This is a genomic window from Streptomyces sp. NPDC001663, assembly GCF_042893105.1.
Lineage (GTDB): Bacteria > Actinomycetota > Actinomycetes > Streptomycetales > Streptomycetaceae > Streptomyces.
Genome location: NZ_JBIAUR010000007.1, coordinates 206,322 through 231,856, shown reverse-complemented (window position 1 = coordinate 231,856; position 25,535 = coordinate 206,322). Strand labels below are relative to the sequence as shown.

Here is a 25,535-nt window from a genome sequence, read left to right as displayed (position 1 = left end):
CGCCGACAGCCCATGCTCGTCACGCGCACGTAGTCCACGTGGCGGCGTCGGACGAGCATCAGAAGCATGGGGGAAAGGGTAACGCTCTTCAGGCCCGCACCTTCAGCCCAGCGTCTCGTCCAGCAGTGCCGCCCACTGCGCCACCACCCGCTCCCGCCGCCCCCCGTCGTCCGTGAGCAGGTTCGCCAGGCCCAGGCCACGGGCCATGTCCAGCAGGCCCTGGACGGTTTCGCGGACGCCCGGGCGGGATTCGTCGGCGGAGAGCAGGTCGACGGCGATGCGGTGGGTCTCGCGGCCGACGCGGGCCTCCAGTTCGGTGACGCGTGGGCGGAGCTGGTCCTCGTTGGAGGCGGCGACCCACAGGTGCAGGGCCGCCCGGAACAGGGGGCCCGTGTAGAGGTCGACGAGGGCGGAGACCACGGCTCGGCGGTCGCCTGCCGCGCCTTGCGGGAAGAGGGCGCGTATCGCTGTGGAGCGTTCCTCGGCGACGTATTCGACGGCTGCCGTGAAGAGGTCCTCGCGGGTCGGGAAGTGGTGCTGGGCAGCGCCGCGGGAGACGCCGGCGCGTTCGGCGACGACGGAGACCGTGGAGCCCGCCCAGCCGTGTTCGGCGAGGCAGGACACGGCGGCTTCCAGGAGTCGCTGCCGGGTGGCCCGGCTGCGGTCCTGTTTGGGCACGCGGTCGACGCGGTCGTCTGCGGTCACAGCACCCATGTGGGATCCCGTCGTTCCAGGAAGGCCGTCATCCCCTCGCGGGCCTGCGCGGAGGCGAACAGTCGGGCCGAGAGCGCGGTGAGGTCGGCCGCGTCCCGGTCGAATGTTTCCAGCACCTTAGCTGTGAGCAGCGCTTTCGTCTCGGCCAGGCCCTGGGGGGCGGCTCGGCGGAGGCCGTCGAGGATGGGTGACAGTACGGCGTCGACGTCGTCGCCCGCCACCGTCAGGAGGCCGATGCGGGCCGCCTCGGGTGCCTCGAAGCGTTCGCCGGTGAGGTAGTAGCGGGCGAGGGCGCGGGGATCCGTGCGGGGCAGCAGCGGCAGGGAGATGACCGCGGGGGCCACTCCGATCCGTACTTCTGTGAACGCGAAGGTGGACTCGGTCGAGGCCGCCGCGATGTCGCAGGCGGCCAGCAGGCCCAGGCCGCCCGCCCGGACGTGGCCCGTCACGCGTGCCAGGAGCGGTTTGCGCAGTTCGACGATCTGCCGCAGCACCCCGACGAGTGCGTCGGGGTGGGGTGGGTCGCGGAGGTCGGCGCCGGCGCAGAAGGTGTTGCCGGTGTGGGTGAGGACGATGGCGCGTACGTCGGTGTCCTTGGCGCAGTCCGTGAGCGCGTCGGCGAGCTCGCCGACGAGTGCTGCCGAGAGTGCGTTGCGGTTGGCCGGGGAGTCGAGGCTGAGGGTTTCGACGCCACGCGCGCGCGTACGTCCGATCAACGTCATGTGCGCTCCCTCAGTTCCCGGCGGAGGATCTTGCCGGAGGCGGCCCGGGGGACGCCGTCGATGAAGGTGACCTGGCGGACGCGTTTGTAGGGGGAGACGCGTTCGGCGACGTACATCATGACCTCGCCTTCGGAGAGGTCCGTTGCGGTCGGCTGGCGGACGACGTAGGCGTGCGGGACTTCGTTGTTGTCCTCGTTGTAGACGCCGATGACGGCCGCGTCCGCGATGCCCGGGTGGGTGAGGAGGAGGGCCTCGAGTTCGGCGGGGGCCACCTGGAAGCCCTTGTACTTGATGAGTTCCTTGACGCGGTCGACCACGAACAGCCAGCCGTCGGCGTCCACATGGCCGACGTCCCCGGTGTGCAGCCAGCCGTCCTTGTCGATCATCGCGGCGGTGGCGTCGGGGCGGCCGAGGTAGCCCTTCATGACCTGGGGGCCGCGGATGAGGATCTCGCCGGACTCGCCGGCGCCGAGGTCCTTGTCGGGGTCGTCGAGGGAGACGATGCGCATCTCGGTGCCGGCGATGAGCCTGCCGACGGTGCCGGGAGGGGCGTCGTGCATGGCGTCTCGCGGTACGACGTGGGTGCCGGGGGAGAGTTCCGTCATGCCGTAGGCCTGGGCGACCGGTGGCAGGCCGAGGCGCTGGGAGCAGGCGGCGGCGAGTTTGGCGTCCAGGGGGGCGGCCGCGCTGAGGATGTACTGCAGGGACGACAGGTCGTAGTTCGCGACCGCCGGGTGCTTGGCGAGGGCCAGGACGATCGGCGGGGCGACGTAGAGGCCGGTGATGCGGTGGTTCTGGATGGCCGCGAGGAAGGTGTCGAGCTCGAAGCGGGGAAGTACGACGACCGTGGCGCCGAGCCTCAGGGGCGCGTTCATCAGGGCGGTGAGGCCGTAGATGTGGAAGAAGGGCAGGACGGCGAGGATGCGGTCGCCGGGGCCGGCCGGCATGACGGGTTCGAGCTGGGCGAGGTTGGTGGCGATCTGGCGGTGCGTGAGCATGACGCCCTTGGGGATGCCCGTGGTGCCCGAGGAGTACGGGAGGGCTGCGACGTCCTCCGCCGGGTCGATGTCGACGACCGGCTCGGGGGCGGCGGAGGCCAGCATGTCGATCAGTGACCGATGCCCCGGCGCGCTGTCGCAGACGAAGATCTCCTCGACTCCGCCGGCGAGTTCGGCCGCCCTGCGCGCGGTCTCCAGCAGCGGACCCACGGTGACGATCCAGCGGGCCGCCGAGTCCTTGAGCTGCTTGGCGAACTCCTCCGCCGTGGCCAGCGGGTGCACGGTGGTGACGGAGGCACCCGCGCGCGTGGCCGCGTAGAAGGCGGTCGGGAAGGCGATGGTGTTCGGGCTGTGCAGCGCGAGCACGTCGCCCTTGCGCACGCCCGCCTCGGCGAGCGCGGCCGCGATGCGGCGGTGGAAGCGGTCCAGTTGTTCGTACGACAGGGTGGTGCCGTCGGTGCCGTCGATCAGGGCGGGTGCGTCACCGAACTCGGCGGCCCGGCCCAACACCGCGTCATGGATGGGGAGTTCTACGGGCTGGACGTCTGCGTACTCGCTGCGGAACACGGTTCCTCCAAGGCGGCCACGACGGTCTAGTACGACTTGGGAAGGCCCAGAGTCTGGTGGGAGACGTAGTTGAGAATCATCTCCCGGCTCACCGGAGCAATACGAGCCACGCGTGCGGCCGTTATCAACGAGGCGAGCCCGAATTCGCGGGTGAGGCCGTTGCCGCCGAGGGTGTGCACGGCCTGGTCGACGGCCCGGACGCAGGCCTCGCCCGCCGCGTACTTGGCCATGTTGGCGGCCTCGCCTGCGCCTGCGTCGTCCCCGGAGTCGTAGAGGTATGCCGCCTTCTGCATCATCAGGCGGGCGAGTTCGAGGTCGATGTGGGCCTGGGCGAGGGGGTGGGCGATGGCCTGGTGGGCGCCGATGGGGGTCTTCCAGACGGTGCGTTCCCGTGCGTAGGTGATCGCCTGCGCGAGGGCGTAGCGGCCCATGCCGATCGCGAAGGCGGCCGTCATGATGCGTTCGGGGTTGAGGCCGGCGAAGAGCTGGAGGAGGCCGGCGTCCTCGTCGCCCACCAGGGCGTCGGACGGCAGTCGTACGTCGTCGAGGGTCAGCTCGAACTGCTTCTCCTTGGCGTGGAGTTCCATGTCGATCTGGCGGCGCGTGAAGCCTTCGGCGTCTCGCGGGACCATGAACAGGCAGGGCTTGAGGGTGCCTGTGCGTGCGTCTTCGGTGCGGCCGACGATGAGGGTGGCGTCCGCGATGTCGACGCCGGAGATGAAGACCTTGCGGCCGGTGAGGAGCCAGTCGCCGGTGTCCGGGTCGCGGCGGGCGGTGGTGGTGATGCGGTGGCTGTTGGAGCCGGCGTCGGGTTCGGTGATGCCGAAGGCCATGGTGCGGGTGCCGTCCGCCAGGGCGGGGAGCCACTCCTGTTTCTGGGCGTCCGTGCCGAAGCGGGCGATGACAGTGCCGCAGATGGCCGGGGAGACGACCATCATGAGCAGGGGGCAGCCTGCGGCGCCCAGTTCTTCGAGGACGATGGAGAGTTCGGCTATTCCGCCGCCTCCACCTCCGTATGCCTCCGGCAGGTTGACGCCGAGGTAGCCCAGCTTTGCTGCCTCGGACCAGAGTTGCTCCCGGTCGAAGTCGCGGCCGTGGCGGTTGCCGAGGGCGGCCACTGCGGATCGTAGGGCCTTGTGTTCTTCGGATTCGATGAGGGCCATCTGGTCTCCTTCGGGCTGCGGGTTGTCCGTGGCTGGTCGCGCAGTTCCCCGCGCCCCTTAGGTCTCCTCCACTACTGCCAGCAATGAGCCGACCGTCACCTGCCGGCCGGGTACCACGTGCAAGGCGCTCAGCGTCCCTGTGACGGGCGCCGAGACCTTGTGCTGCATCTTCATCGCCTCCAGCCAGAGCAACGGCTCTCCGGCCTTTACGGCGGCTCCGACGGCCAGGCCCTCGGCCACCTTTACGACCGTCCCCGGCATGGGGGCCAGGAGGGAGCCCGGTGCGTGCTGGGCCGTGGGGTCCGGGAAGCGGGGTAGTGCGGTCAGGGCGGTCGCGTTCACGAACACCCGGTCGCCGTACCTCGCCACCTTGAACTTCCGCTGTACGCCGTCCACTTCGAGTACGACGAGATCGGCCGCGGCGTGCACGACCCGGACCCCGTCCGCCTCCAGGCCCGCGCGTGTGTGCCGGTAGCGGACCTCGTGTTCCTCGCCCGCCGCCGTCTCGTACCGCTTGGTCTGCGGCTGGGAGGGCAGGTTGCGGAAGCCGCCGAAGCGGGAGCGGCCCTGGGCGGCCTCGGCGAGGGCTGCGGCCAAGGGGGCGTGCGGGTCGGAGGTCGTGGTCGTCAGCTCGTCGAGGTGGCGGTCGTAGAAGCCCGTGTCCATGCGGCCGGTGGTGAACTCCTTGTGCCGCAGGGAGCGCAGGAGGAGGTCGCGGTTGGTCGTCGAGCCGTGGATCGTGGCGCGTTCCAGGGCGCCCGCGAGTTTGCGGATCGCCTCCGCGCGTGTGGGGGCGTGGGCGACGGCCTTCGCGAGCATGGGGTCGTAGTGGACGCCGATGTCGTCGCCGTCCTCGTAGCCCGTGTCCAGGCGGACGGAGTCCGGGACGGAGAGGCGGTGCAGGTGGCCCGTCTGCGGGGCCCATTCGCTCGCCGGGTCCTCGGCGTAGAGGCGGGCCTCGACGGCGTGGCCGCGCGCGCGTGGGGGTTCTTCCTCCAGTGCGTGGCCCTCGGCGACCCGGATCTGCAGGGCCACCAGGTCGATGTCGAACACGGCCTCCGTCACCGGGTGTTCGACCTGGAGGCGGGTGTTCATCTCCAGGAAGTGGGCCTTGTCGCCCGCCACCAGGAACTCCACCGTGCCGGCGCCCACGTAGTCGACCGCCTTGGCGGCACGTACGGCCATCTCGTGGAGGGAGTCGGTCAGTCCGGAAGTCAAACCCGGTGCGGGGGCTTCCTCGATCACCTTCTGGTGGCGGCGCTGGAGTGAGCAGTCACGCGTGCCCAGCGCCCACACCGTGCCGTGCGTGTCCGCGAGGATCTGCACCTCGACGTGGCGGCCGCCCTCCACGTACGGCTCGACGAAGACCTCGCCGTCGCCGAAGGCACTGGCGGCCTCGGCGCGTGCGCCCTCCAGGGCGGCGTTCAGCTCGGCGAGGCGGCGCACGATGCGCATGCCGCGCCCGCCGCCGCCCGCGGCCGCCTTCACCAGCACCGGAAGGTCGGCCTCGCCCACCTCGGCCAGGGTCGCGATCCCCATCAGCTCCTTGGCGCGCGTCTTGGACGCCATCGCCTCGATCGCCTCCGGGGGCGGCCCGATCCACACCAGGCCCGCATCGATGACCGCGCGCGCGAAGTCGGCGTTCTCCGAGAGGAAGCCGTAGCCGGGGTGCACGGCGTCCGCGCCGGACGCGACCGCCGCCTTCACGATCAGGTCGCCGCGCAGATACGTCCGAGCGGGCGCCGCTCCCGGCAGCCGTACCGCCGTGTCGGCCACGCGCGCGTGGAGGGCGTTTTCGTCGGCGTCGGAGTGCACGGCGACCGTCCGGATTCCCAACTCACGGCAGGTGCGGAAGATCCGGCAGGCGATCTCGCCCCGGTTGGCCACGAGGACAGAAGCAATCACTGGATCCCTCACATCCGGAAGACGCCGAAGCCGCCGCGCGCACCCTCGTACGGCGCCGTATGGATGGCCGACAGGCACAGGCCCAGGACCGTGCGGGTGTCGCGCGGGTCGATGACGCCGTCGTCGTAGAGCCGCCCGGACAGGAACATCGGCAGGGACTCGGACTCGATCTGCTGCTCCACCATGGCGCGCAGCGCGGCGTCCGCGTCCTCGTCGTACGGCTGTCCCTTCGCGGCGGCCGACTGCCGGGCGACGATCGACAGGACTCCGGCGAGCTGCTGCGGGCCCATGACGGCGGACTTGGCGCTCGGCCAGGCGAAGAGGAAGCGCGGGTCGTACGCCCGCCCGCACATGCCGTAGTGACCGGCGCCGTAGGAAGCGCCCATCAGCACCGACAGGTGCGGGACCTTCGAGTTGGACACGGCGTTGATCATCATCGCGCCGTGCTTGATGATCCCGCCCTGCTCGTACTCCTTGCCGACCATGTAGCCGGTGGTGTTGTGCAGGAAGAGGAGCGGGATGTCGCGCTGGTTGGCCAGCTGGATGAACTGGGCCGCCTTTTGGGACTCCTCGGAGAAGAGGACCCCTTGGGCGTTCGCGAGGATGCCGACGGGATAGCCGTGCAGCGTCGCCCAGCCGGTCGTGAGGCTCGTCCCGTACAGCGGCTTGAACTCGTCGAAGTCGGAGGCGTCGACGATCCGGGCGATGACCTCGCGCGGGTCGAAGGGGGTCTTGAGGTCCTCCGGGACGATGCCCAGCAGCTCGTCCTCGTCGTACTTGGGCGGTGCCGCCGGGCCCGGATCCTCGTACGCCTTGCGGTGGTTGAGCCGGGCGACCACGCGCCGGGCCTGTCGCAGCGCGTCCGGCTCGTCGACGGCGAAGTAGTCCGCGAGGCCCGACACGCGCGCGTGCATCTCGGCGCCGCCGAGCGACTCGTCGTCGCTCTCCTCGCCGGTGGCCATCTTGACCAGGGGCGGACCGCCGAGGAAGACCTTGGCGCGCTCCTTGACCATGATCACGTGGTCGGACATGCCGGGGATGTACGCGCCGCCGGCCGTCGAGTTCCCGAAGACGACGGCGATGGTCGGGATGCCGGCCGCCGACAGTCGCGTCAGGTCGCGGAAGATCGCGCCCCCGGGGATGAAGATCTCCTTCTGGGACGGCAGATCGGCGCCGCCCGACTCCACCAGGCTGATGCAGGGCAGCCGGTTGGCGAGGGCGATGTCGTTCGCCCGCAGGGCCTTCTTCAGCGACCAGGGGTTGCTGGCGCCGCCGCGGACGGTCGGGTCGTTGGCGGTGATCAGGCACTCCACGCCCTCGACGACCCCGATGCCGGTGACGAGCGAGGCGCCCACCGTGTAATCGCTGCCCCAGGCGGCGAGCGGCGACAGTTCCAGGAAGGGGGTGTCCGGGTCGAGGAGCAGCTCGATGCGCTCGCGGGCGAGCAGCTTGCCGCGCTTCCGGTGCCGTTCGACGTACTTCTCGCCGCCGCCCGCAAGCGCCTTCGCGTGCTCGGCGGTCAGCTGGTCCAGCTTGTCGAGCATGGCCTCGCGGTTGGCCCGGTAGTCGGAACCCGCCCGGTCCAGGCCGGAGTCGATGACGGTCACAGGAGGGCCTCCGGGATGTCCAGGTGGCGGGAGCGCAGCCATTCGCCGAGGGCCTTGGCCTGCGGGTCGAAGCGGTGGTGGGCGGCGACGCCCTCGCCGAGGATGCCCTCGACGACGAAGTTCAGGGCGCGGAGGTTCGGCAGGAGGTGCCGGGTGACGGGGAGCTCGCGGCTCTCGGGGATCAACTCGCGGAACCGGTCCGCCGTCAGCTCGTGCGCGAGCCACCGCCAGGCTGCGTCTCCCGCGGACGACCGCACCCACACCCCCACGTTGGCGTTCCCGCCCTTGTCACCGCTGCGGGCCCCGGCGACCAGGCCGAGAGGAGCGCGCTTGAGCGGCCCGGCGGGCAGCGGCTCCGGCAGCGGCGGTTCCGGAAGATCGTCGAGTACGAGGGTCTCGTGGGCCGGCGGCACGGGGATCCGGCGTCCGTCGTGGAGGACGGCCACATGGTCTACGGCGCCATGGGGGACGTACACATCCTCGAAGACCCCATAGGGCGCGCCCTTTCCAGGTGGCGCGAGCACATGGAAGCCCGGGTAGCTGGCCAGCGCCAGCTCGACGGCGGCCCCGCTCAGCGCCCGCCCCACGACGGCCTCGTCCCGGTCCCGTACGACGAGCCGCAGCAGTGCGCTCGCCGTCTCCTCGGTCGGGGCGTCGGGCCGGTCGGTGCGGACGAGGTCCCAACGGACGTCGGCGGGCGCGGACTTGGCCTCCCGGAAAGCGGCGTCCATCTGTTCCCGCACCAGCGCGGCCTTGGCCTCGATGTCGAGGCCGGTCAGGACGAAGGCGACCTCGTTGCGGAAGCCGCCGAGCCGGTTGAGTCCGACCTTGAGGGTCGGGGGCGGGGCCTCGCCGCGGACGCCCTCGACGCGGACGCGGTCGGGGCCGTCCTGGGTGAGACGGATCGTGTCGAGGCGGGCGGTGACGTCGGGGCCCGCGTACCGGGCGCCGCCCGTCTCGTACAGGAGCTGTGCGGTCACCGTGCCGACGTCGACGAAGCCGCCGGTGCCGGGGTGTTTGGTGATGACCGCGGTGCCGTCCTCGTGCAGCTCGGCGAGCGGGAAGCCGGGCCGCCGGATGTCACGGCCTCGTTCGGCGAAGAACGCGTAGTTGCCGCCGGTGGCCTGCGCCCCGCACTCCAGCACATGCCCGGCGACGACGGCACCCGCGAGCCGGTCGTACTCCCCCGGCTGCCAGCCGAAGTGGGCGGCGGCGGGCCCGGTGACCAGCGCCGCGTCCGTCACCCGCCCGGTGACGACGACGTCCGCGCCCTCGCGCAGACAGGCCGCGATACCGAAACCGCCGAGGTAGGCGTGGGCCGCGAGACTGCCCGGGTGGGCGGCGGTGAGGTCGTCGCCCTCGACATGGGCGACGCGGACGGGGATGCCGAGCCGGTCGGCCAAGTTCCGTACGGCGTCGGCGAGTCCGGCCGGGTTGAGGCCACCGGCGTTGGTGACGATGCGAACCCCGCGCTCGTGGGCGAGGCCGAGGCACTCCTCCAGCTGACGGAGGAAGGTGCGGGCGTATCCGGCGGAGGGGTCCTTCAGTCGGTCCCGGCCCAGGATCAGCATGGTCAGCTCGGCGAGGTAGTCGCCGGTCAGGACGTCGAGCTCGCCGCCGGTGAGCATCTCGCGCATGGCGTCGAACCGGTCGCCGTAGAAGCCGGAGGCGTTGCCGATACGGAGAGTCGTCATCCGGCGGCTCCCTTCGGCGGGCGGCCGTCGCCCGGAGGTCCGGCGAAGGCCTGGGCGATGTCCAGCCAGCGGTCGGCGTCGGGGCCCGTCGCCTGCAGGGCGAGGTCCTCTCGATGCGCACGCTGGGTGACCAGGAGGCAGAAGTCGAGGGCGGTGCCGGTGACGCGGTCGTCGGCGTCCTCGGGCCCGTAGACCCACAACTCGCCGGAAGGAGCGGTCAGTTCGACGCGGAATTCCTCGAACGGCGTGGGCAGTCCGTGCACACCGAAGGCGAAGTCGCGGGTGCGGACGCCGAGGCGGACGATGTGCCGGAGCCGGTCGGTGGGGGTGCGGGCCACGCCGAGCGCGTCCGCCACGTCCAGGCCGTGGGCCCAGGTCTCCATGAGGCGGGCGGTGGCCATGGAAGCGGTGGCCATGGGCGGGCCGTACCAGGGGAAACGGGCGCCGTCGGGTGCGGCTCGCAGCGCGTCGGCCAGCGCCCTGCGCCCGGCCCGCCAGTCCGCGAGCAGTTGCGCGGGCGGCTTCCGGGCGCCCTCCTCCGCGCCGTTGTCCACGAAGTTGCCGGGCTGGGCCAGGGCCTTCTCGACCTCGCGGGAGAAGGCGTCCTGATCGGTCACCGCCAGCAACGAGGAGTGGTCGGTCCAGGCGAGGTGCGCGATCTGGTGGGCGACGGTCCAGCCGGGCGCCGGGGTCGCGAGCGCCCACTGCTCGGGGCTCAACTCGGCCACGAGCAGGTCGAGTTCCTCGCTCTCCGCGCACAGATCGTCGATGACGGGCGTCGGGTCAGCCATGGGGCGAGCATGGCAGCGGTACCAGAAACAAGCAAGCGTGCTTGCATTAATTTGTGGGAAGGACCGCGAGCATCTGTGGGGGCGGAAATTCACGCGCACCGGTCACTCCACTCGCAGTACGTTCGGCCGATGCTGGATGAGGACGGTTACTTCGGAGAGTCCATTGCGGCGGCGTACGACGAGTCGTCGTCGGAGATGTTCACGTCGGACGCGGTGGAACCCGCCGTCGACCTCCTGGCGGAGCTGGCCGGGGCCGGGCGGGCCCTGGAGTTGGGCGTCGGGACCGGGCGCATCGCGTTGCCGCTGGCGCGGCGCGGGGTGGAGGTGCACGGCATCGATCTGTCCCGGGCGATGGTGGAGCGGTTGCGCGCGAAGCCCGGCGGTGACGCGATCGGGGTGACGATCGGGGACTTCGCGTCGACCCGGGTGGACGGCGGCTTCTCGCTCGCCTACCTGGTCTTCAACACGATCATGAACCTGACCACGCAGGACGCCCAGGTCGACTGCTTCCTCAACGCCGCGGCCCATCTCGAGCCCGGCGGACACTTCGTCGTCGAGGTCATGGTCCCCGACCTGCGCAGGCTGCCGCCGGGGCAGAACACGGTGCCGTTCCATGTCGGCGAGACGCGGATCGGTTTCGACACGTACGACCTCACCACGCAGGCGATGAGCTCGCACCACGTGAAGGTCGAGGACGGCCGCGGCTCGTTCTGGTCCGTGCCGTTCCGGTACGTGTGGCCCGCGGAGCTGGACCTGATGGCCCGGCTGGCCGGGATGCGGCTGCGTGACCGGTGGGCGGGCTGGACGCGGGAGCCGTTCACCGGCGAGAGCCGGTCGCATGTGTCCGTATGGGAGAAGACGGCCGGCTGAGCGGCTCTCCCGGCGGTCAGGCGTTCCCGGAACCCGCCGCCCCCGGCTCCGCCGCCTTCCTCCGCCCCACCTGCGTCCGTACCGCCCCCATGCTCGCCGCGATGACCAGGGCGATCGCGGCCGCCTGGACGGCGGACAGGGCCTGGTCGAGGATCAGGAAACCGGCCGTCGCGGCGAGGGCCGGTTCCAGGCTCATCATGATCGCGAAGGTGGAGGCGGGCAGGCGACGCAGGGCGAGGAGTTCGAGGGTGTAGGGGAGGACCGAGGACAGGACCGCCACCGCCGCCCCCAGGCCCACGGTCACCGGGTCGAGAAGCTTGCTGCCGGACTCCGCGACACCGAGCGGGAGAAACGCCACCGCACCGATCGCCATGGCCAGCGCCAGCCCGTCGGCCTGCGGGAACCGTCGGCCCGTACGCGCACTGAAGACGATGTACGCCGCCCACATGGCGCCCGCGGCCAGGGCGAAGGCGACGCCCAGCGGGTCGAGGTCGCCGAAGCCCCCGCCGCCGAGGAGGAAGACGCCGGCGAGGGCGAGCGCGGCCCAGACGGCGTTGACCGCGCGCCGGGAGGCGAGGACGGAGAGCGCGAGCGGGCCGAGGACCTCCAGGGTGACGGCGGCACCGAGGGGGATGCGGTCGACGGACTGGTAGAAGAGGCCGTTCATCCCGGCCATGGTGAGGCCGAAGACGGTCACTGTGCCCCAGTCGGTGCGCGAGTGGCCGCGCAGCCGGGGGCGGCAGAACACCAGCAGGACGACGGCCGCCGCGAACAGGCGGAGCGTCACGACGCCCAACGCGCCGGCCCGCGGCATCAGGCTCACCGCCAGCGCCGCGCCGAACTGCACCGAGACACCGCCGGCCAGGACCAGTCCGGTCGGGCCGAGGGAACCCCAACGGCCTGGCGCCACAGAGGTGTGCACCGCCGAGGGCGAGGCGGTCGTGGTCGTGCTGGGCGTGGTCACGGGCGGTCCAGGTTCGGCTCGGGGTTCGGGTTCGTTCATCGTGATGCACTGACGAGTCCACGGTAATGGACTCGGACAGGCGCGTAAACCCGTTATGCAGCTGTCCCGAATCGTGGACTCAGATACCGGGCCAGGGCTCCTCGTCGCGGAAGAGGGGGCGCCCGTCGGGGAGCGTGGTGGGGACCGTCGCCACATGGGCTGCCTGGGCGTACTGGTCGTGGGTGTACTGGTCGTAGGCGCCGTAGTCGTAGGTGTACGCCGGTGCCTGCGCCTGCCAGGTCCCGTACGCCGCCGCGTCGTATGCCTCGTATCCCTGCACGGGCTGGGGCGCCGCTTCCGTCGCCGCCTCCACGAACAGCGGCAGCCGCAGCTCGCCGGTGTCCATCACGGCGTTGTTCTGCGAGCGGTGCAGTCGCGAGTACGCCCCGCCGCGCGCCAGCAGCTCCTCGTGCCGGCCCGTCTCGACGATGCGGCCGCGGTCGACGACGAGGATGCGGTCGGCGTCGGGGGCGAGGTTGAGGTCGTGGGTGATCATGATGGTGGTACGGCCGGTCATCAGGCGCCGCAGGGGCTTGACGACCCGGCGGGCGGCCATCGCGTCGAGGCCGGTCGTCGGCTCGTCGAGGACCAGTACGGGTGCGTCGCGCAGGATGGCGCGGGCGATGGCGAGGCGCTGGAGCTGGCCGCCGGACAGACGGGCCGAGTTGGGGTCGACCCTGGTGTCGTAGCCCTCTGGTAGTCGCATGATGAAGTCGTGCGCGTCGGCCGCCCGCGCCGCGTCCTCGATGGCCTGGTCGCTGGCGCCGGGGCGGCCGCAGGCGATGTTCGCGCGGACCGTGTCGTGCAGGACGAGGGTCTCCTGCGGGAGCAGCGTCACGTATCCGCGCAGGCGGGCGAGCGGGAAGTCGCGCAGCGGGACACCGTCGAGCAGCAGCTCGCCCGCGTCCGGGTCGTAGAAGCGCAGCAGCAGCTTGGAGACCGTCGACTTGCCTGCGCCGCTCGGGCCGGTGACGATCACCAGCTCGCCGGGGCTGACCGTGAAGGACAGGTTCTGCAGGGCGGCGGTGTCGGCGCCCGGGTAGCTGAAGGAGACGGCGCGGACCTCGACCGTGCCGTCGGGGCGGCCCACGTCGGCGCCGCGCCGGGGGTCGGCGACGGACGGTTCGACGTCGAGGACCTCGATGAGCCGTTCCGCGCCGGCCGTAGCCGCGGTGACCGTGAGGCCGAGCTGGGCCAGGCCGCGGACCGGCGGGTAGAGGTAGCCGAGGAAGGCGGCGAAGGCGAGGAGCTGGCCGAGGGTCATCCGGCCGGTGGAGATCTCCCAGGCGCCGATGCCGATCACCGCGAGCACGCACACCGTCTCGATGACCTGCACGAGCTGCTCGTAGGCCTCGTTGAGACGGGTCGAGCGGACGGAGGCGCGGAACCAGGCGCTCGCCTCCTCGTTCAGACGGCGGCGCTCGGCGTCCCGGCGGTCGTAGGCCTGGGTGAGCACGATGTTGCCGAGCGACTCCTCCACGACGGAGGTGATGGCGCCGTCCGCGACCCGGCCCTCGCGCGAGACGTCCTTGATGGAGCCGGAGAAGCGGCGGGCGGCCAGCCAGAAGAGAGGGGCGAGGACGAAGGTGGCGGCGGCCAGGTCCCAGCGCAGCCAGAAGGCGGCGGCCGCGTAGAAGAGCGCGGAGAAGGCGGCGGAGGCCGCGCCGACCAGGCCGGACACGACCATCGTCTCGATGGCCTCGACATCACTTGTCAGCCGGGACAACAGGTCGCCCTGGCGGTGGCGTTGGAAGAAGTGCGGGGGCAACTGCTGTACGTGGTCGAAGACATGCTCGCGCAGTCTCATCACGAAGCGTTCGGTGACCCAGGCGGCAAGGGAGTTCCCGGCGTACGCGACGATCGCGCCGACGACCGCCACGGCCAGCCACTTCACGGCCGGGGTCCAGAACGCGGCCAGGGACCCCTTCTGCAGGGCGTTGTCGGTGAGGTCGCTGAAGACCAGGATGGCCTCGGTCTCGGCGAGCGCGGCGAGGACCGTGCACACCCAGACGAGTATCAGCCATTTCCGGAGGCCTTTGGTCAGCGGCCAGAAGCGGCGGAAAGCGGTGCGGGCCGGAATGGTGGGAGTTTCCTCGTATTCGAACTCGTCATCCTCGTCCACTTCCATCTCGCATTCCCTCCACCAACCGTCACCGGAATTCGCGAATACCAAGAATTCCACGAAGGAAGAGGGTCGACGGCATGCCGTCGACCCTCTGTCGGCTGTCTCAGCTGTCCGCGCCGGGGATCGGCTTCGGAGCCGGGGGCTTGGGGTGGTGCTTCTTCTTCGGCTTCGGCGGCGGCGGGGGAGGCAGCTGCTTCGACTTGGGCTTCGGGGGCAGCGGGGCGAGCTTCTTGAGGCTCATTTCCGACTCCTTGGTTCGCACTGTACTTGTGATGCCGGTTCTGCTGAATTCCGCGTCCGGAACCCGACATCGAAGAACGTACACGGCCCGGAACTCAAGGAACGGCAAAGTCGGCGACCTAACGGCAAACAAGCGCTGTGAATACCTGGGTGAAACCTGAGTGAGGCCGCCGAACCTGAGAGTTCTCTTATGAACCTGAGAGTCAGCTGATGAAACCGGCGGTGTTCATCGACGTGCCATGTAGAGGTCGAGCGCCTTGTGCAGCAGCCGGTTGAGCGGGAAGTCCCACTCCCCGAGGTACTCGACGGCCTCTCCGCCGGCCCCGGCCTTGAAGCGCAGCAGCCCCAGCAGATGGTTCGACTCCTCCAGGGTGTCCGTGATGCCCCTGAAGTCGTATACGGCAGCGCCGAGTTGATGGGCGTCGCACATCATGCGCCACTGCATGGCGTTGTTGGGCTGGACCTCGCGCCTGCGGGCGGTGGAGGCGCCGTAGGAGTACCAGACGTGCTCGCCGACCGTCAGCATCGTGGCCGCGGCGAGGACGTCGCCGTCGTGGCGGGCGAGGTAGAGGCGCATACGGTCGGGGTCCTCGGCGGTGAGGGCGGTCCACATGCGCTGGAAGTAGGGCAGGGGGCGCGGGAGGAAGCGGTCGCGCTCGGCGGTCTCGGTGTACAGGACGTAGAAGGCGGGCAGATCGTCGTAGCCGCCGCGGACGATCTCGACGCCGGCCTTCTCCGCCTTCTTGATGTTGCGCCGCCACTGCTGGTTGAGGCCGCGCTGGATGTCGTCCAACGACCGCCCGGCGAACGGGACCTGGAACACGTACCGCGGCTGCCCGGCCGCGAAGCCCTCCTCGCCGCCGGGCTCCGTCTGCTTCCACCCGGCCGCGCGCAGCCGGTCGGCCACGTCGAGCGCGCCCGGTTCGGTCGAGGTCGCCTCGGCGTCCCGCAGCCGCCGGGCCGCCGGATCGGCGATCGCCGCCTTGACCGCGTCCGCGCTCCAACGCCGTACGACGACGGGCGGCCCCATCTTCACGGAGAACGCGCCTTGCTTCTTGAGGTACGCGAGCATCGGCTCCAGCCAGCGCTCGCGGAGGTCGGCCGCGGACCAGTCGATCAACGGCCCCTCGGGGAGATAGGCGAGGTACTTCTTCAGCTTGGGCAACGGCCGGTACAGCACGAGCCCCGCCCCGACGAGCCGCCCGTCCGCCTCGAACCATCCCAGGCTCTCCGCCCGCCAGTCCGGCTTCACCTCGCCCCAGGAGGGGACCTGCATATGGCTGGCGGAGGGGCGGTCCGCGACGAAGGCGAGGTGCTCGGCGCGGGTGAGGGGGCGGAGATGGAGGGGCATGGGGCTCCTTCGGGTGGCTGGTCCTGCCATCTAATGAGCTCGCCCGTGCGTGCGCCGGTTCCCGCGCCCGGCGGTGACACGGGCGGGCTCATGCGTTCCGTCCGTCTCCCCCGGACTCCAGCGCCTCCGCCAGCACCTCCGCCAGGTGCCTTCCGCGCACCCCGCCCAGCTGCTCCAACTGCGTCCGGCAGGAGAACCCGTCCGCCAGGACCACCACCCCCTCCGGGGCCTCCCGCACCGCCGGCAGGAGCTGGTCCTCCGCGCACGCCGCCGACACCTCGAAGTGGCCTTTCTCGAAGCCGAAGTTGCCCGCCAGGCCGCAGCAGCCGCCGGACAGCTCACCGGTCAGGCCCGCGGCCTCGCGCAGCCGGCGGTCGGCGGTGTCGCCGAGCACCGCGTGCTGGTGGCAGTGGGTCTGGCCGGTGACCGGGCGGTCGAGGCGCGGCGGGGTCCAGTCGGGGGCGTACCGGTCCAGCGCCTCCGCGAAGGTCAGGACCAGGCCGGCGAGACGCTTCGCGCGCGGGTCGTCGTGCAGCAGCTCCGGCAGGTCCGTGCGCAGGGCCGCGGCGCAGCTGGGCTCCAGGACGACGAAGGCCGGGGCGTCCTCGCCCAGCCCGGGGTCCAGGAACAGGTCCAGCAGGTCGAGGGTGCGGCGCAACACCTTGCGGGCACGGTCGAGTTGGCCCGTCGAGATGTACGTCAGCCCGCAGCAGACGCGGGCACGGCGGGACGTCAAGGGATTCACGCTGTACCCCCACGACCCGTCGTCGGGAGAGTGCTCCGCCTTCCACTTCATCCACGGCGTCGGCATCACCGACATCCCGGCCGCCTCCAGCACCCGCAGGGCCGCCTTGCCGACGTCCGGTGCGAAGTACTCGGTGAAGGTGTCGGGCCACAGGGCGACGGAGGGCGGGAAGCCGCCGGTTTCGGTGTCGTCCTCCTCGTCCTCGATCCCGCCCTCGGGCAGGGCTTCCATGGCCTCGTCCTCGTCCGCCGCAACGCCGAACCACGGACGGCGGCCCAGCTGCCCCTCCTTCTTCAACTCGTCCAGCAGCCGCCGCGCCTGCGCCGCCGTCCTGCGCCGCCACCACCGGCTGAACGTCTCGGACGCCACCCGAGGAAGCTCCCGCTCGGGCGCGATCCCGCCCAGCCGCTTGGCGACCGCCGTCAACGGGCGTACGGACGCGAGGGAGTTGACCAGCCACGCCGTTCGCGTACGTGTCACCCAGCGCAGCCACACCGGCAGCCACCCCATGCTGTAGTGCGCGGCCGGGCGGCGCCGCCCCTCGTAGTGGTGGTGCAGGAACTCCGCCTTGTACGTGGCCATGTCGACCTCGACCGGGCAGTCGGAGCGGCAGCCCTTGCAGGACAGGCACAGATCCAGCGCGTCCCGGACCTCCGTCGAACGCCAGCCGTCGGTCACCAGCTCGCCCGCGAGCATCTCGTGCAGCAGCCGGGCACGCCCGCGCGTGGAGTGCTCCTCCTCGCCGGTCGCCCGGAAGGAGGGGCACATGACGGACGCCCCGGACGCCGCTGTCGTACGGCACTTCGCGACCCCCACGCACCGCCGCACCGCCGCCGAGAACTCGCCGCCGTCCGCCGGGTAGCCGAAGGCCACGTCCACCGGTCTGCGGGGCAGCACGGAGAAGCGGAGGTTGGCGTCCAGGGGCGCGGGGCGCACCAGCATCCCGGGGTTGAGCAGGTCGTCCGGGTCCCAGACGCCCTTCACCCGCTCGAAGAGGGCGACCATCTCCTCGCCGTACATTTTCGGCAGCAGTTCGGCCCGCGCCTGCCCGTCCCCGTGCTCCCCGGAGAGCGACCCGCCATGCGCCACGACCACCTCGGCGAGCTCCTCCGAGAACCGCCGGAACCGCCCGATGCCCGACGCGGTCAGCAGATCGAAGTCGATCCGCACATGGATGCAGCCGTCCCCGAAATGCCCGTACGGCGTTCCGCGCAGCCCGTGCTGTGTGAGCAGCCCCCTGAAGTCCCGCAGATACGCGCCGAGTCGGGCCGGCGGCACCGCGCAGTCCTCCCAGCCGGGCCAGGCCTCGGACCCGTCCGGCATCCGGGTCGCCGTACCGCTCGCGTCCTCCCGGATCCGCCACAGAGCCCGCTGCTCACCCGCTCCGGTCACCACGAGCGAGTCCACGACATCCGCGGCACGCACGATCGCCTCCGCACGCGCGCTTGCCTCCGCGGCCGACTCCCCGCCGGTCTCCACGAACAGCCAGGCCCCACCCCGCGGCAAGACACTGATCGCCGCCGCGGGCACGAGATCGGCCGCCATCCCCTCCACCGTCAACGGCCCGTACGGCAGCAACCCGGCCGCCGCCTCCGCCGCGGCGCTCTCGTCGGCGTACGCCAGCACGGCGAGCGCACGCGCGCGCGGCGCCTCGACGAGCCGTACGACGGCTTCCGTCAGCACCCCCAGCGTGCCCTCGCTCCCGCAGAAGGACCGGGCGACATCGGCCCCCTTCTCCGGCAGCAGCGCATCCACCGCATATCCGGAGATACGGCGGGGCAGCTCCGGAAACCCGGTCCGCAGCCGCGCCAACTCCCCCTCCACCAGCCCCCGCAGCCCCTCGGGCGCCCCGGCCCACCCCTGCCCGAGCCGCAGCCGCTCGCCCCGCGCGGTGACCACGTCCAGCTCCCGCACACTGTCCGCGGTCGTCCCCCACGCCACCGAGTGCGAGCCGCACGAGTTGTTCCCGACCATCCCGCCGAGCGTGCACCGACTGTGCGTGGAGGGATCGGGCCCGAACCGGAGCCCGTGCGATGCGGCGGCCTCCTGCAGCCGGTCGAGGACGAGCCCCGGCTGGACGACGGCGGTACGCGCGTCCACGTCGAGGGACACGAGCCGGTTCATATACCGGGTGAAGTCCAGTACGACCCCGGTCCCGGTGGCCTGCCCCGCGATGGACGTACCACCGCCACGGGCCACGACGGGCACCCCGCCCTCCCGACACACGGCCAGCACCGCGGCGACATCATCGCCGTCCCGCGGCGCGACGACGCCCAGCGGGACCCGCCGATAGTTGGACGCGTCCATGGTCATCAACGCCCGGGCAGTGAGGTCAAACCGCACATCACCCCGGACAACCTCGCGCAAACGTGCCTCGAGATCCGCCATGGGGACAGCAAATCAGCCCACGATCGCCATCATCCAGACCACGCCCGGCACCATCCAGCCCGTCCGGCGTTTGAGGACGAGGCCCTTCAGGCCGAAACGGGGGTCTGGGGGCGGCAGCCCCCAGGGACGGCCACCGAGACACGCGTCTCAGCCGACGGACGAGGTTTCACCCACGTTTCCTCCACCGGCTAACCTCACTGCGTGGCTGAGATCCAGATTCCCGCTGACATCAAGCCCGCCGACGGACGTTTCGGCGCGGGCCCCTCCAAGGTGCGGACGGAAGCGCTGGACGCGCTGGCCGCCACCGGAACCTCCCTCCTCGGCACCTCCCACCGCCAGGCCCCGGTCAAGAACCTGGTCGGCAAGGTGCGCGAGGGCATCTCCGAGCTGTTCTCCCTCCCCGAGGGCTACGAGGTCATCCTCGGCAACGGCGGCTCCACGGCCTTCTGGGACGTCGCGACCCACGGCCTGATCGAGAACAAGTCGCAGCACCTCAGCTTCGGTGAGTTCAGCTCGAAGTTCGCCAAGGCGTCCAAGCTGGCCCCCTGGCTGGCCGAGCCCACCGTCATCGCGAGCGACCCCGGCACGCACCCGCAGCCGGAGGCCGAGGCGGGCGTCGACGTGTACGCCTTCACGCACAACGAGACCTCGACCGGTGTCGCCATGCCGATCAAGCGCGTGGCCGGCGCCGACGAGGGCGCCCTGGTCCTGGTCGACGCCACGTCCGGCGCCGGCGGCCTCCCGGTCGACATCGCCGAGACCGACGTCTACTACTTCGCCCCGCAGAAGTCCTTCGCCTCCGACGGCGGCCTGTGGATCGGCGTCTTCTCCCCGGCCGCGATCGAGCGCGCCGAGCGCATCCACGCGTCCGGCCGCCACGTCCCGGAGTTCTTCAGCCTGCCGACGGCGATCGACAACTCCCGCAAGAACCAGACGTACAACACCCCGGCCCTGGCCACCCTCTTCCTGCTGAACCAGCAGCTGGAGTGGCTCAACGGCCAGGGCGGCCTGGACTGGTCGGTCCGCCGCACGGCGACCTCCTCGCGCACGCTCTACGGCTGGGCCGAGGACATCAAGTACGCGAACCCGTTCGTCGCCGACCCGGCCAAGCGTTCCCAGGTCATCGGCACGATCGACTTCACCGACGAGGTCGACGCGGCCGCCGTCGCCAAGGTCCTGCGCGCCAACGGCATCGTCGACACCGAGCCGTACCGAAAGCTCGGCCGCAACCAGCTGCGCGTCGCGATGTTCCCGGCGATCGACCCGGCGGACGTCGAGGCACTGACGAAGTGCGTCGACTACGTGATCGAGAAGCTGTAGTCGTATCCGGTACGACGGTGAAGGGCGCCCGGCGACCACCGGGCGCCCTTTCTCATGCCGCGGTGCAGCTCACGCTCGGCACTCCCCCACCGCCGGGCGCACCCCCGAACCCGAAGCTCGCCGAACCACCCACCGGCACACTCCCGTTGTGCGAGGCGTTCACCGCCGTCACGGTGGCCCCGCTCTGGGTGTACGACGCGTTCCACATGGACGTGACCTGCTGCGAACCGCTCCAGGTCCACGTCACCTTCCACGAACTGATCGCCGTACTGCCCGAGTTGGTCACCTTCACATCGGCGTTGAACCCGCTCCCCCAGTCGCTGCTGACGGTGTAGGCGGCCGAGCAGGAAGCGGTACTCCCACCACCGCCACCACCGCTTCCCCCGCCCGTACTCGGAAACAACGGCGCCTTGACGCTCGCCAGATACCCGTCCTTCACGGTGTCCACGGTCGCCCAGTCGTCCTTCAGAATCCCGCCGGTGTCACCGGAGTTGGGGTTCCAGGACCAGTAGGTCCAGTGGAAGGAGTCCGCGCCGTACGTCGACGTGGGGCGCAGGTAACTCACCAGCGCCGCCAGCCACTTCTGGTCCACGGTCGAGGCAAGCGTCGTACCGAACTCGCCCACCCACACGGGCGCGATGTTCTGCTTGAAGATGTAACCCCAGTACCTGTCCCAGACACCCGGCATGTTGTCGGGGAAGGACGGATCGCTGAACCAGGGCTGCTGGGCCACGCTGGTCGCGTAGTCGTGGGCGGAGTACACGACCCGGCCCGCGACATCCAACTGCACCGGGTACTGGGCCACACCCATCAGGTTGCCGCCCCACCACCCGGACACACCGCCGTACGTCTGCACGCCCTCCACGAAGATCAGCAGGTCCGGGTTGACGGAGAGCACCGCGTTCCCGGCCCGCTGCGCGGCCAGCCGCCAGTCGGTCGCCGTGTCGCCGCAGCCCCAACAGGCGGGATCGTGCGGCTCGTTGTGGAGATCGATGCCTACGACCGTGTCCTGGCCCTTGTAACGGGCCGCCAGCGCCTTGAGGTCGGCGATCCAGGTCGACTCGGGGACGGCGGCGGTGTACCAGAGCGCCGACTGCCCGCCCGCGTCGGGGCGGTGCCGGTCCAGGATGACCTTGAGGCCGTCCTGACCGGCGTAGGCCACCAACTTGTCCATGATCTGGAGGGAGTTGAGCCCCTGCAGGTCGGCGTTCTTGCCGCTGCTGAAGTCGATGCTGTTGGGGACGGTCGAGGACTTGAGGATGTCGTCGCTGTAGGGCAGCCGGATGGTGTTGTAGCCCAGGGACTTCATCTGGTCGATCATGGACTTGTAGTCGCGGGACCACAGGCCGTGGACGACGTGGTTGCCGGTCTCGAAGCCGAACCAGTTGATGCCGGCGATCCGGACCGGCTGCCCGGCCGCGTCCAGGATCTGACGGCCGCTGGTGTGCCAGTAACCGGCCCCGGCGGCGTCGGCGGCGTGCGCCGTGTGGACACCCGCCAGCGGTAACAGAAGCGCCGCGGCAACAGCGCACAGCGCTCTTCGCAGGCTGCGGAACATGTCGCTGCTTCCTCTCGGGAGGCGCGGGCCCGGAACGAGTGGGAGCGCTCCCACCGCACCACGCACCACCCAGGAAACAGATGCGACATGACCTCGTCAATAGAAGGAGCGGCGAGGGAGACGGGTGAAGCGGCGACAGGCGGCTAGCCGCGCCGCCGCAGCAGCCGGAAACCGAACACCGCTGCTGCCGCCACGGCGACGGCGAGCGCGCCGACCTTGAGGTTGCCGCCGGAGCCGGTACCGCCGTCGCCCGAAGCCGCCGAACTCCCGCCCGCAGAAGGCGACTTGGAGCCGCCGCCCCCGGGCACGCTCTCCGCCTGCACGGAGCTGCCGTTGCCCTCGCTGCCGTACATGAGCGTGGTCCCGTCGGCGGAGTAGGTGACGGACTCGCCCTGCCCCTGCAGGGGGACGTTGAGGCGCCCCTTGCGCTTGATCCTGCCGCCGTTCCAGTCGTAGTAGATCCCGCCGAAGTAGCCGCGCACGGCGAGCTGTTCGTCGTCCGGGGAGATGGCGGCGTCGGTGACCCAGAGGTCGACGGCTGCGATGGGCTTGAAGATGTTCGTCCCGGAGGCGGAGAGCTTGGCGGGGCCCTCGTAGAGATGCCCGCCGTCCTCGTTCTTGTCGATGATGTACGCGCGCCCGGTCTTCGGATCGACGACGAGCGACTCGGCGTTGCGGGCCCCGTCCGAGTACTTCACGACGTACTGCGTGGCCCGGATCGTCTGGTCGACGAGCTTCTTCGGCTCGGGCAGCTGGTAGATCCAGACGTACGGCCACTTGCCGCCGAGGTTGTCGCCGATGTCGCCGACGTAGATCTGGTTGTCGGGGCCGATGGAGATGGCCTCGACGTCGCGGGGCGAACCGACGCCGCTCAGCGTGATGCGGGCGACGGTCTTCCCCGAGCTGCTGTCGACGGCGTAGATGTACGGGCCGTCGTTGCTGTCGTTGTGGGTCCAGTAGATGCCGGGGTGGAGGTGGGAGGCGGCGAGCCCGCTGGACTCGGTGATCCGCGGGTCCTTGATCGTGAAGCCCTCGTCGCCGTCGGCGGCGGAGGCGGGTGCGGCGAAGGCACCCATGAGCAGGATCCCGGCGAGAACGGCGAACGGTCGGCGCATGCCGCCAAGCCTGCCATTGGCTCCGCACCAAAGCCGACGCAACCGGTCACAGGCTCGGCACAAGTGCTCACGGGGCGGACCAACGACTCCAAATGTACGGATAACGCCCCGAAGACCCGCCGACGTGGTGATGCTCACAGCACCCGTGGACGACTCCCCTCCTACCGGCCGGTAATGGTCGTCCATGATGAGCGGATGCTCAGGTTCATGCCCGTCGGCGACTCCATGACCATCGGCAGCGCAGGCGAACACACATGGCGCTACCGGATGTGGGAGCACCTGCGCGAGACGTACGGCGGCCCGTTCGCGCTCGTCGGCCCGCGCGAGACGCTGTACGACAAGGCGACGGACTCACCGACGTCGTACGAGTACGCCGACCCTGACTTCCCCCGCGCCCACCTGGCCGGCTGGGGCGAGGGCTGGCTGCACATGGCACCGCTGATCGGCGAGGCGGTGCGCGCGCACCGGGCGGACGTCCTGCTGGTCTCGCTGGGCCTGATCGACCTGGGCTTCTACACGAACGCGGAGCAGACGGCGGAGAACGCGCGCCGATTCGTGGCGGAGGCGCGGTCGGCCAACGCACGCATCCGCATGGTGGTACTGCCGGTGATCCCGAACGTCCGCGCTTCCGACGACGCCCCCTTCGCGGCCCAAGTGACCCGCTTCAACGAACTGTTGGCAAAGGCGGTGGCAGACCTGGACGAACCTCGCTCGCCCCTGCTCCTTGCCTCACCCCCGCCCTCGTACGACATCCACCTCGACACGTACGACGGCACGCACCCGAACGCGAGCGGTGAGCACAAGATCGCGGCGGCCTACGCGGACGCCATGCACCAGGCGTGGGACGTGGGGGAACCCTACGGGGAGTGACCCGCGCGTCCTGGTCACCGTGCGTATCGTTGTACTGCGCGGCTGTGCTCGTGCATGGGGCAGCCGGGGAGGAACAACGCCCCCTCAGAACCCCACGTCCGCCGGCCGATACGTCGGCGGCCGGCGCACCCGGCTCGCACGCTCGTAGGCGTACGCCAGCCGCAGCAGCACCGGCTCGCTCCACGCCGTACCCATGAAGGTCAGGCCGACCGGGAGGCCGAAGGCGAAGCCCGCCGGGACGCTGATCGCGGGGTAGCCGGCGAGGGCGGCCGGGGTGGAGGCGCCGCCGCCGTAGGTGTCGCCGCGGATCAGGTCGATCTTGGCCGGGGGGCCGGTGGTCGGCATGACCAGGGCGTCCAGGCGGTGTCGGCGCAGCACCGCGTCGATGCCCTCGGCGCGCGACAGCCGGTGGTTGGTGGCCAGCGCCTCGCGGTACTCGCGCTCGGTGAAGTCCAGTTGCTGCACCGCCTCCAGCCCGTCCTGCCGGACGTAGCGCAGCTCGCGGTCGGCGTGCGCGCGGTTGAAGGCGATCAGCTCCGCCAGGCTGCGGGGGTGGTCGCCGGGGGCGGCGGCCAGGTAGGCGTTCAGGGCCCGCTTGAACTCGTAGGCCTGGACGACCATGGAGCTGGGCAGGTCCTCCAGCCGCTCGGCGGTCGGGATGTCCGCCGGGTCGACGACGGTCGCACCGGCCTCGCGCATCACGGCGATCGCCCGTTCCGCGATCTCGTCGGCGTGGGCGTCGTAGCCGAAGTAGACGGTGCGCGGTACGCCGATACGTGCGCCGCGCAGTCCGTCGGCGTCCAGGAAGCGGGTGTAGTCGCGGTGGAAGCGGCCACGGCTCGCCCCGGTCGCCGGATCACGCTCGTCGACCCCCACGAGCGTGCCGAGCAGGATCGCGGCATCGCGCACCGTACGCGCCAACGGACCGACGCTGTCCTGGCTCGGCACACCGGGGATCACCCCACCCCGTCCCACCAGTCCGACGGTCGGCTTGACCCCGACGACGCAGTTCGCCGAGGCCGGGTCGATGATCGAGCCGTTGGTCTCGGTACCGATCCCGGCGACGCACAGATTGGCGGCGACTGCGGCCCCCGTACCGGAACTGGACTCGTTCGGCGACCGGTCCAGCTTGTACGGGTTGCGGGTCTGACCGCCGCGCGCACTCCACCCGGCGTGGTGGGTGAGCGACATGCCGCCCGCCCACTCGCTCAGGTTGGTCTTGCCGAGGACGACGGCACCGGCGGCGCGCAGCCGCGCGGCGACCGTCGCGTCCTGCGCAGGCCGAAGCCCCTCCAGGGCGAGCGAACCGGCCGTCGTGTGCATCCGGTCCGCGGTCTCCACCAGGTCCTTCAGCACAACGGGCATGCCGTGCAGCGGCCCCCGGGGACGCCGCTCGGCATCCAGCCGCCGGGCCTCGCGCAGGGCGTCGGGGTTGACCTCGATCACCGAGCGCAGGAGCGGGTCGATGCGCTCGATCCGCTCCAGGTAGTAGCGGGTGAGGCGTACGGCGTCGAGCCGCCCTTCGGCCATCAGGTCGCGCAGCTCCGCGATGCCGAGCTCGTCGAGTTCGCCGGGGGCGGTGTCGTGAGCCCGGGCTTCGGCGGGGACCGATCCGAGCCCTGCCGTGGCCGCCGCCGCGGTGCCGAGCGCGAGCACGCTGCGGCGGGTGGTGTGAATCCGCTCCGTGTCCTCCATGTATGTCGACGCTATAGATCCGACGGCCGTGACTCGCCCCGGCTGTCCCCCTGTTCACCAGGGGAGACACCCCCCGCACGGCGCCGGGGGACAG

At 71.0% G+C, this 25,535-nt stretch carries 19 protein-coding genes; 3 read left to right on the top strand and 16 right to left on the bottom strand.

The annotated features are described in order from the left end of the window. Positions 1-102: 102 nt before the first annotated feature. Genes ACFY1L_RS23635 through ACFY1L_RS23600 form a run of 8 tightly spaced genes read right to left on the bottom strand, consistent with a single transcriptional unit; the run spans position 103 to position 10,161 of the window. Positions 103-714 carry a TetR/AcrR family transcriptional regulator gene (locus tag ACFY1L_RS23635; RefSeq protein WP_388827568.1) on the bottom strand — a complete coding sequence of 204 codons (612 nt, stop codon included), beginning with the start codon at positions 712-714 and terminating at the stop codon, positions 103-105. Further along, entirely contained in the window at positions 702-1,436 is a 735-nt protein-coding gene (locus ACFY1L_RS23630) for an enoyl-CoA hydratase family protein (RefSeq protein ID WP_388827565.1), read from the bottom strand. The genes ACFY1L_RS23635 and ACFY1L_RS23630 overlap by 13 nt, the downstream gene beginning before the upstream one ends. Continuing rightward, on the bottom strand, positions 1,433-3,001 hold the full coding sequence (locus ACFY1L_RS23625; protein WP_388827562.1) for a 4-coumarate--CoA ligase family protein: 1,569 nt from the start codon (positions 2,999-3,001) through the stop codon (positions 1,433-1,435). The genes ACFY1L_RS23630 and ACFY1L_RS23625 overlap by 4 nt, the downstream gene beginning before the upstream one ends. 26 nt (positions 3,002-3,027) lie before the next feature. Beyond that, positions 3,028-4,164: an acyl-CoA dehydrogenase family protein gene (locus ACFY1L_RS23620; RefSeq protein ID WP_388827559.1), complete on the bottom strand. Its 1,137-nt coding sequence runs from the start codon at positions 4,162-4,164 to the stop codon at positions 3,028-3,030. A 57-nt stretch (positions 4,165-4,221) separates the two neighbouring features. Further along, on the bottom strand, positions 4,222-6,069 hold the full coding sequence (locus ACFY1L_RS23615) for a biotin carboxylase N-terminal domain-containing protein (RefSeq protein ID WP_388827556.1): 1,848 nt from the start codon (positions 6,067-6,069) through the stop codon (positions 4,222-4,224). Between the two features lie 8 nt (positions 6,070-6,077). After that, complete coding sequence (locus ACFY1L_RS23610; RefSeq protein WP_388827553.1) at positions 6,078-7,718, bottom strand: acyl-CoA carboxylase subunit beta; 1,641 nt, start codon at positions 7,716-7,718, stop codon at positions 6,078-6,080. Further along, entirely contained in the window at positions 7,673-9,370 is a 1,698-nt protein-coding gene (locus tag ACFY1L_RS23605) for an acyclic terpene utilization AtuA family protein (RefSeq protein ID WP_388827550.1), read from the bottom strand. The genes ACFY1L_RS23610 and ACFY1L_RS23605 overlap by 46 nt, the downstream gene beginning before the upstream one ends. After that, positions 9,367-10,161 carry a TIGR03084 family metal-binding protein gene (locus ACFY1L_RS23600; protein ID WP_388827547.1) on the bottom strand — a complete coding sequence of 265 codons (795 nt, stop codon included), beginning with the start codon at positions 10,159-10,161 and terminating at the stop codon, positions 9,367-9,369. The genes ACFY1L_RS23605 and ACFY1L_RS23600 overlap by 4 nt, the downstream gene beginning before the upstream one ends. A gap of 129 nt (positions 10,162-10,290) precedes the next feature. On the opposite strand from ACFY1L_RS23600, the gene ACFY1L_RS23595 reads away from it, so the two are divergent. Beyond that, positions 10,291-11,031, top strand: a complete 741-nt coding sequence (locus ACFY1L_RS23595) for a class I SAM-dependent DNA methyltransferase (RefSeq protein WP_388827544.1) — start codon at positions 10,291-10,293, stop codon at positions 11,029-11,031. A gap of 16 nt (positions 11,032-11,047) precedes the next feature. Here the strand turns inward: ACFY1L_RS23595 and ACFY1L_RS23590 are convergent, their stop codons facing one another. The 5 genes from ACFY1L_RS23590 to ACFY1L_RS23570 form a co-directional block, all read right to left on the bottom strand. Beyond that, positions 11,048-11,995, bottom strand: a complete 948-nt coding sequence (locus ACFY1L_RS23590; RefSeq protein WP_388827541.1) for a DMT family transporter — start codon at positions 11,993-11,995, stop codon at positions 11,048-11,050. A gap of 118 nt (positions 11,996-12,113) precedes the next feature. Continuing rightward, a complete protein-coding gene (locus ACFY1L_RS23585; RefSeq protein WP_388827538.1) occupies positions 12,114-14,162 on the bottom strand; it encodes an ABC transporter ATP-binding protein in 2,049 nt (682 codons plus the stop codon). Positions 14,163-14,262: 100 nt separating this feature from the next. Beyond that, positions 14,263-14,400 carry a hypothetical protein gene (locus tag ACFY1L_RS23580; RefSeq protein WP_361276889.1) on the bottom strand — a complete coding sequence of 46 codons (138 nt, stop codon included), beginning with the start codon at positions 14,398-14,400 and terminating at the stop codon, positions 14,263-14,265. A 225-nt stretch (positions 14,401-14,625) separates the two neighbouring features. Then, positions 14,626-15,750: a lipid II:glycine glycyltransferase FemX gene (locus ACFY1L_RS23575; protein ID WP_388827535.1), complete on the bottom strand. Its 1,125-nt coding sequence runs from the start codon at positions 15,748-15,750 to the stop codon at positions 14,626-14,628. Positions 15,751-15,838: 88 nt separating this feature from the next. Continuing rightward, positions 15,839-18,883: an FAD-binding and (Fe-S)-binding domain-containing protein gene (locus tag ACFY1L_RS23570; RefSeq protein ID WP_388827532.1), complete on the bottom strand. Its 3,045-nt coding sequence runs from the start codon at positions 18,881-18,883 to the stop codon at positions 15,839-15,841. A gap of 201 nt (positions 18,884-19,084) precedes the next feature. Here ACFY1L_RS23570 and serC point away from each other — a divergent pair, with 201 nt between their 5' ends. Continuing rightward, the gene (gene serC, locus ACFY1L_RS23565) at positions 19,085-20,203 is read left to right on the top strand and encodes a phosphoserine transaminase (RefSeq protein ID WP_388827529.1); all 1,119 of its coding nucleotides are present in this window, start codon (positions 19,085-19,087) and stop codon (positions 20,201-20,203) included. Between the two features lie 52 nt (positions 20,204-20,255). Here the strand turns inward: serC and ACFY1L_RS23560 are convergent, their stop codons facing one another. Together ACFY1L_RS23560 and ACFY1L_RS23555 are read right to left on the bottom strand one after the other, a co-directional pair. Next, a complete protein-coding gene (locus ACFY1L_RS23560) occupies positions 20,256-21,761 on the bottom strand; it encodes a cellulase family glycosylhydrolase (RefSeq protein WP_388827526.1) in 1,506 nt (501 codons plus the stop codon). 143 nt (positions 21,762-21,904) lie between these two features. Beyond that, positions 21,905-22,876 (bottom strand): WD40 repeat domain-containing protein, encoded by a 972-nt coding sequence (locus ACFY1L_RS23555; RefSeq protein ID WP_388827523.1) that lies wholly within the window; start codon positions 22,874-22,876, stop codon positions 21,905-21,907. A 195-nt stretch (positions 22,877-23,071) separates the two neighbouring features. On the opposite strand from ACFY1L_RS23555, the gene ACFY1L_RS23550 reads away from it, so the two are divergent. Continuing rightward, positions 23,072-23,746 carry an SGNH/GDSL hydrolase family protein gene (locus ACFY1L_RS23550; RefSeq protein ID WP_388827520.1) on the top strand — a complete coding sequence of 225 codons (675 nt, stop codon included), beginning with the start codon at positions 23,072-23,074 and terminating at the stop codon, positions 23,744-23,746. Between the two features lie 84 nt (positions 23,747-23,830). On the opposite strand, the gene ACFY1L_RS23545 is transcribed toward ACFY1L_RS23550, so the two are convergent. Then, positions 23,831-25,441, bottom strand: coding sequence for an amidase (locus tag ACFY1L_RS23545; RefSeq protein ID WP_388827517.1), 1,611 nt, complete (start codon positions 25,439-25,441; stop codon positions 23,831-23,833). Positions 25,442-25,535 lie beyond the last annotated feature (94 nt).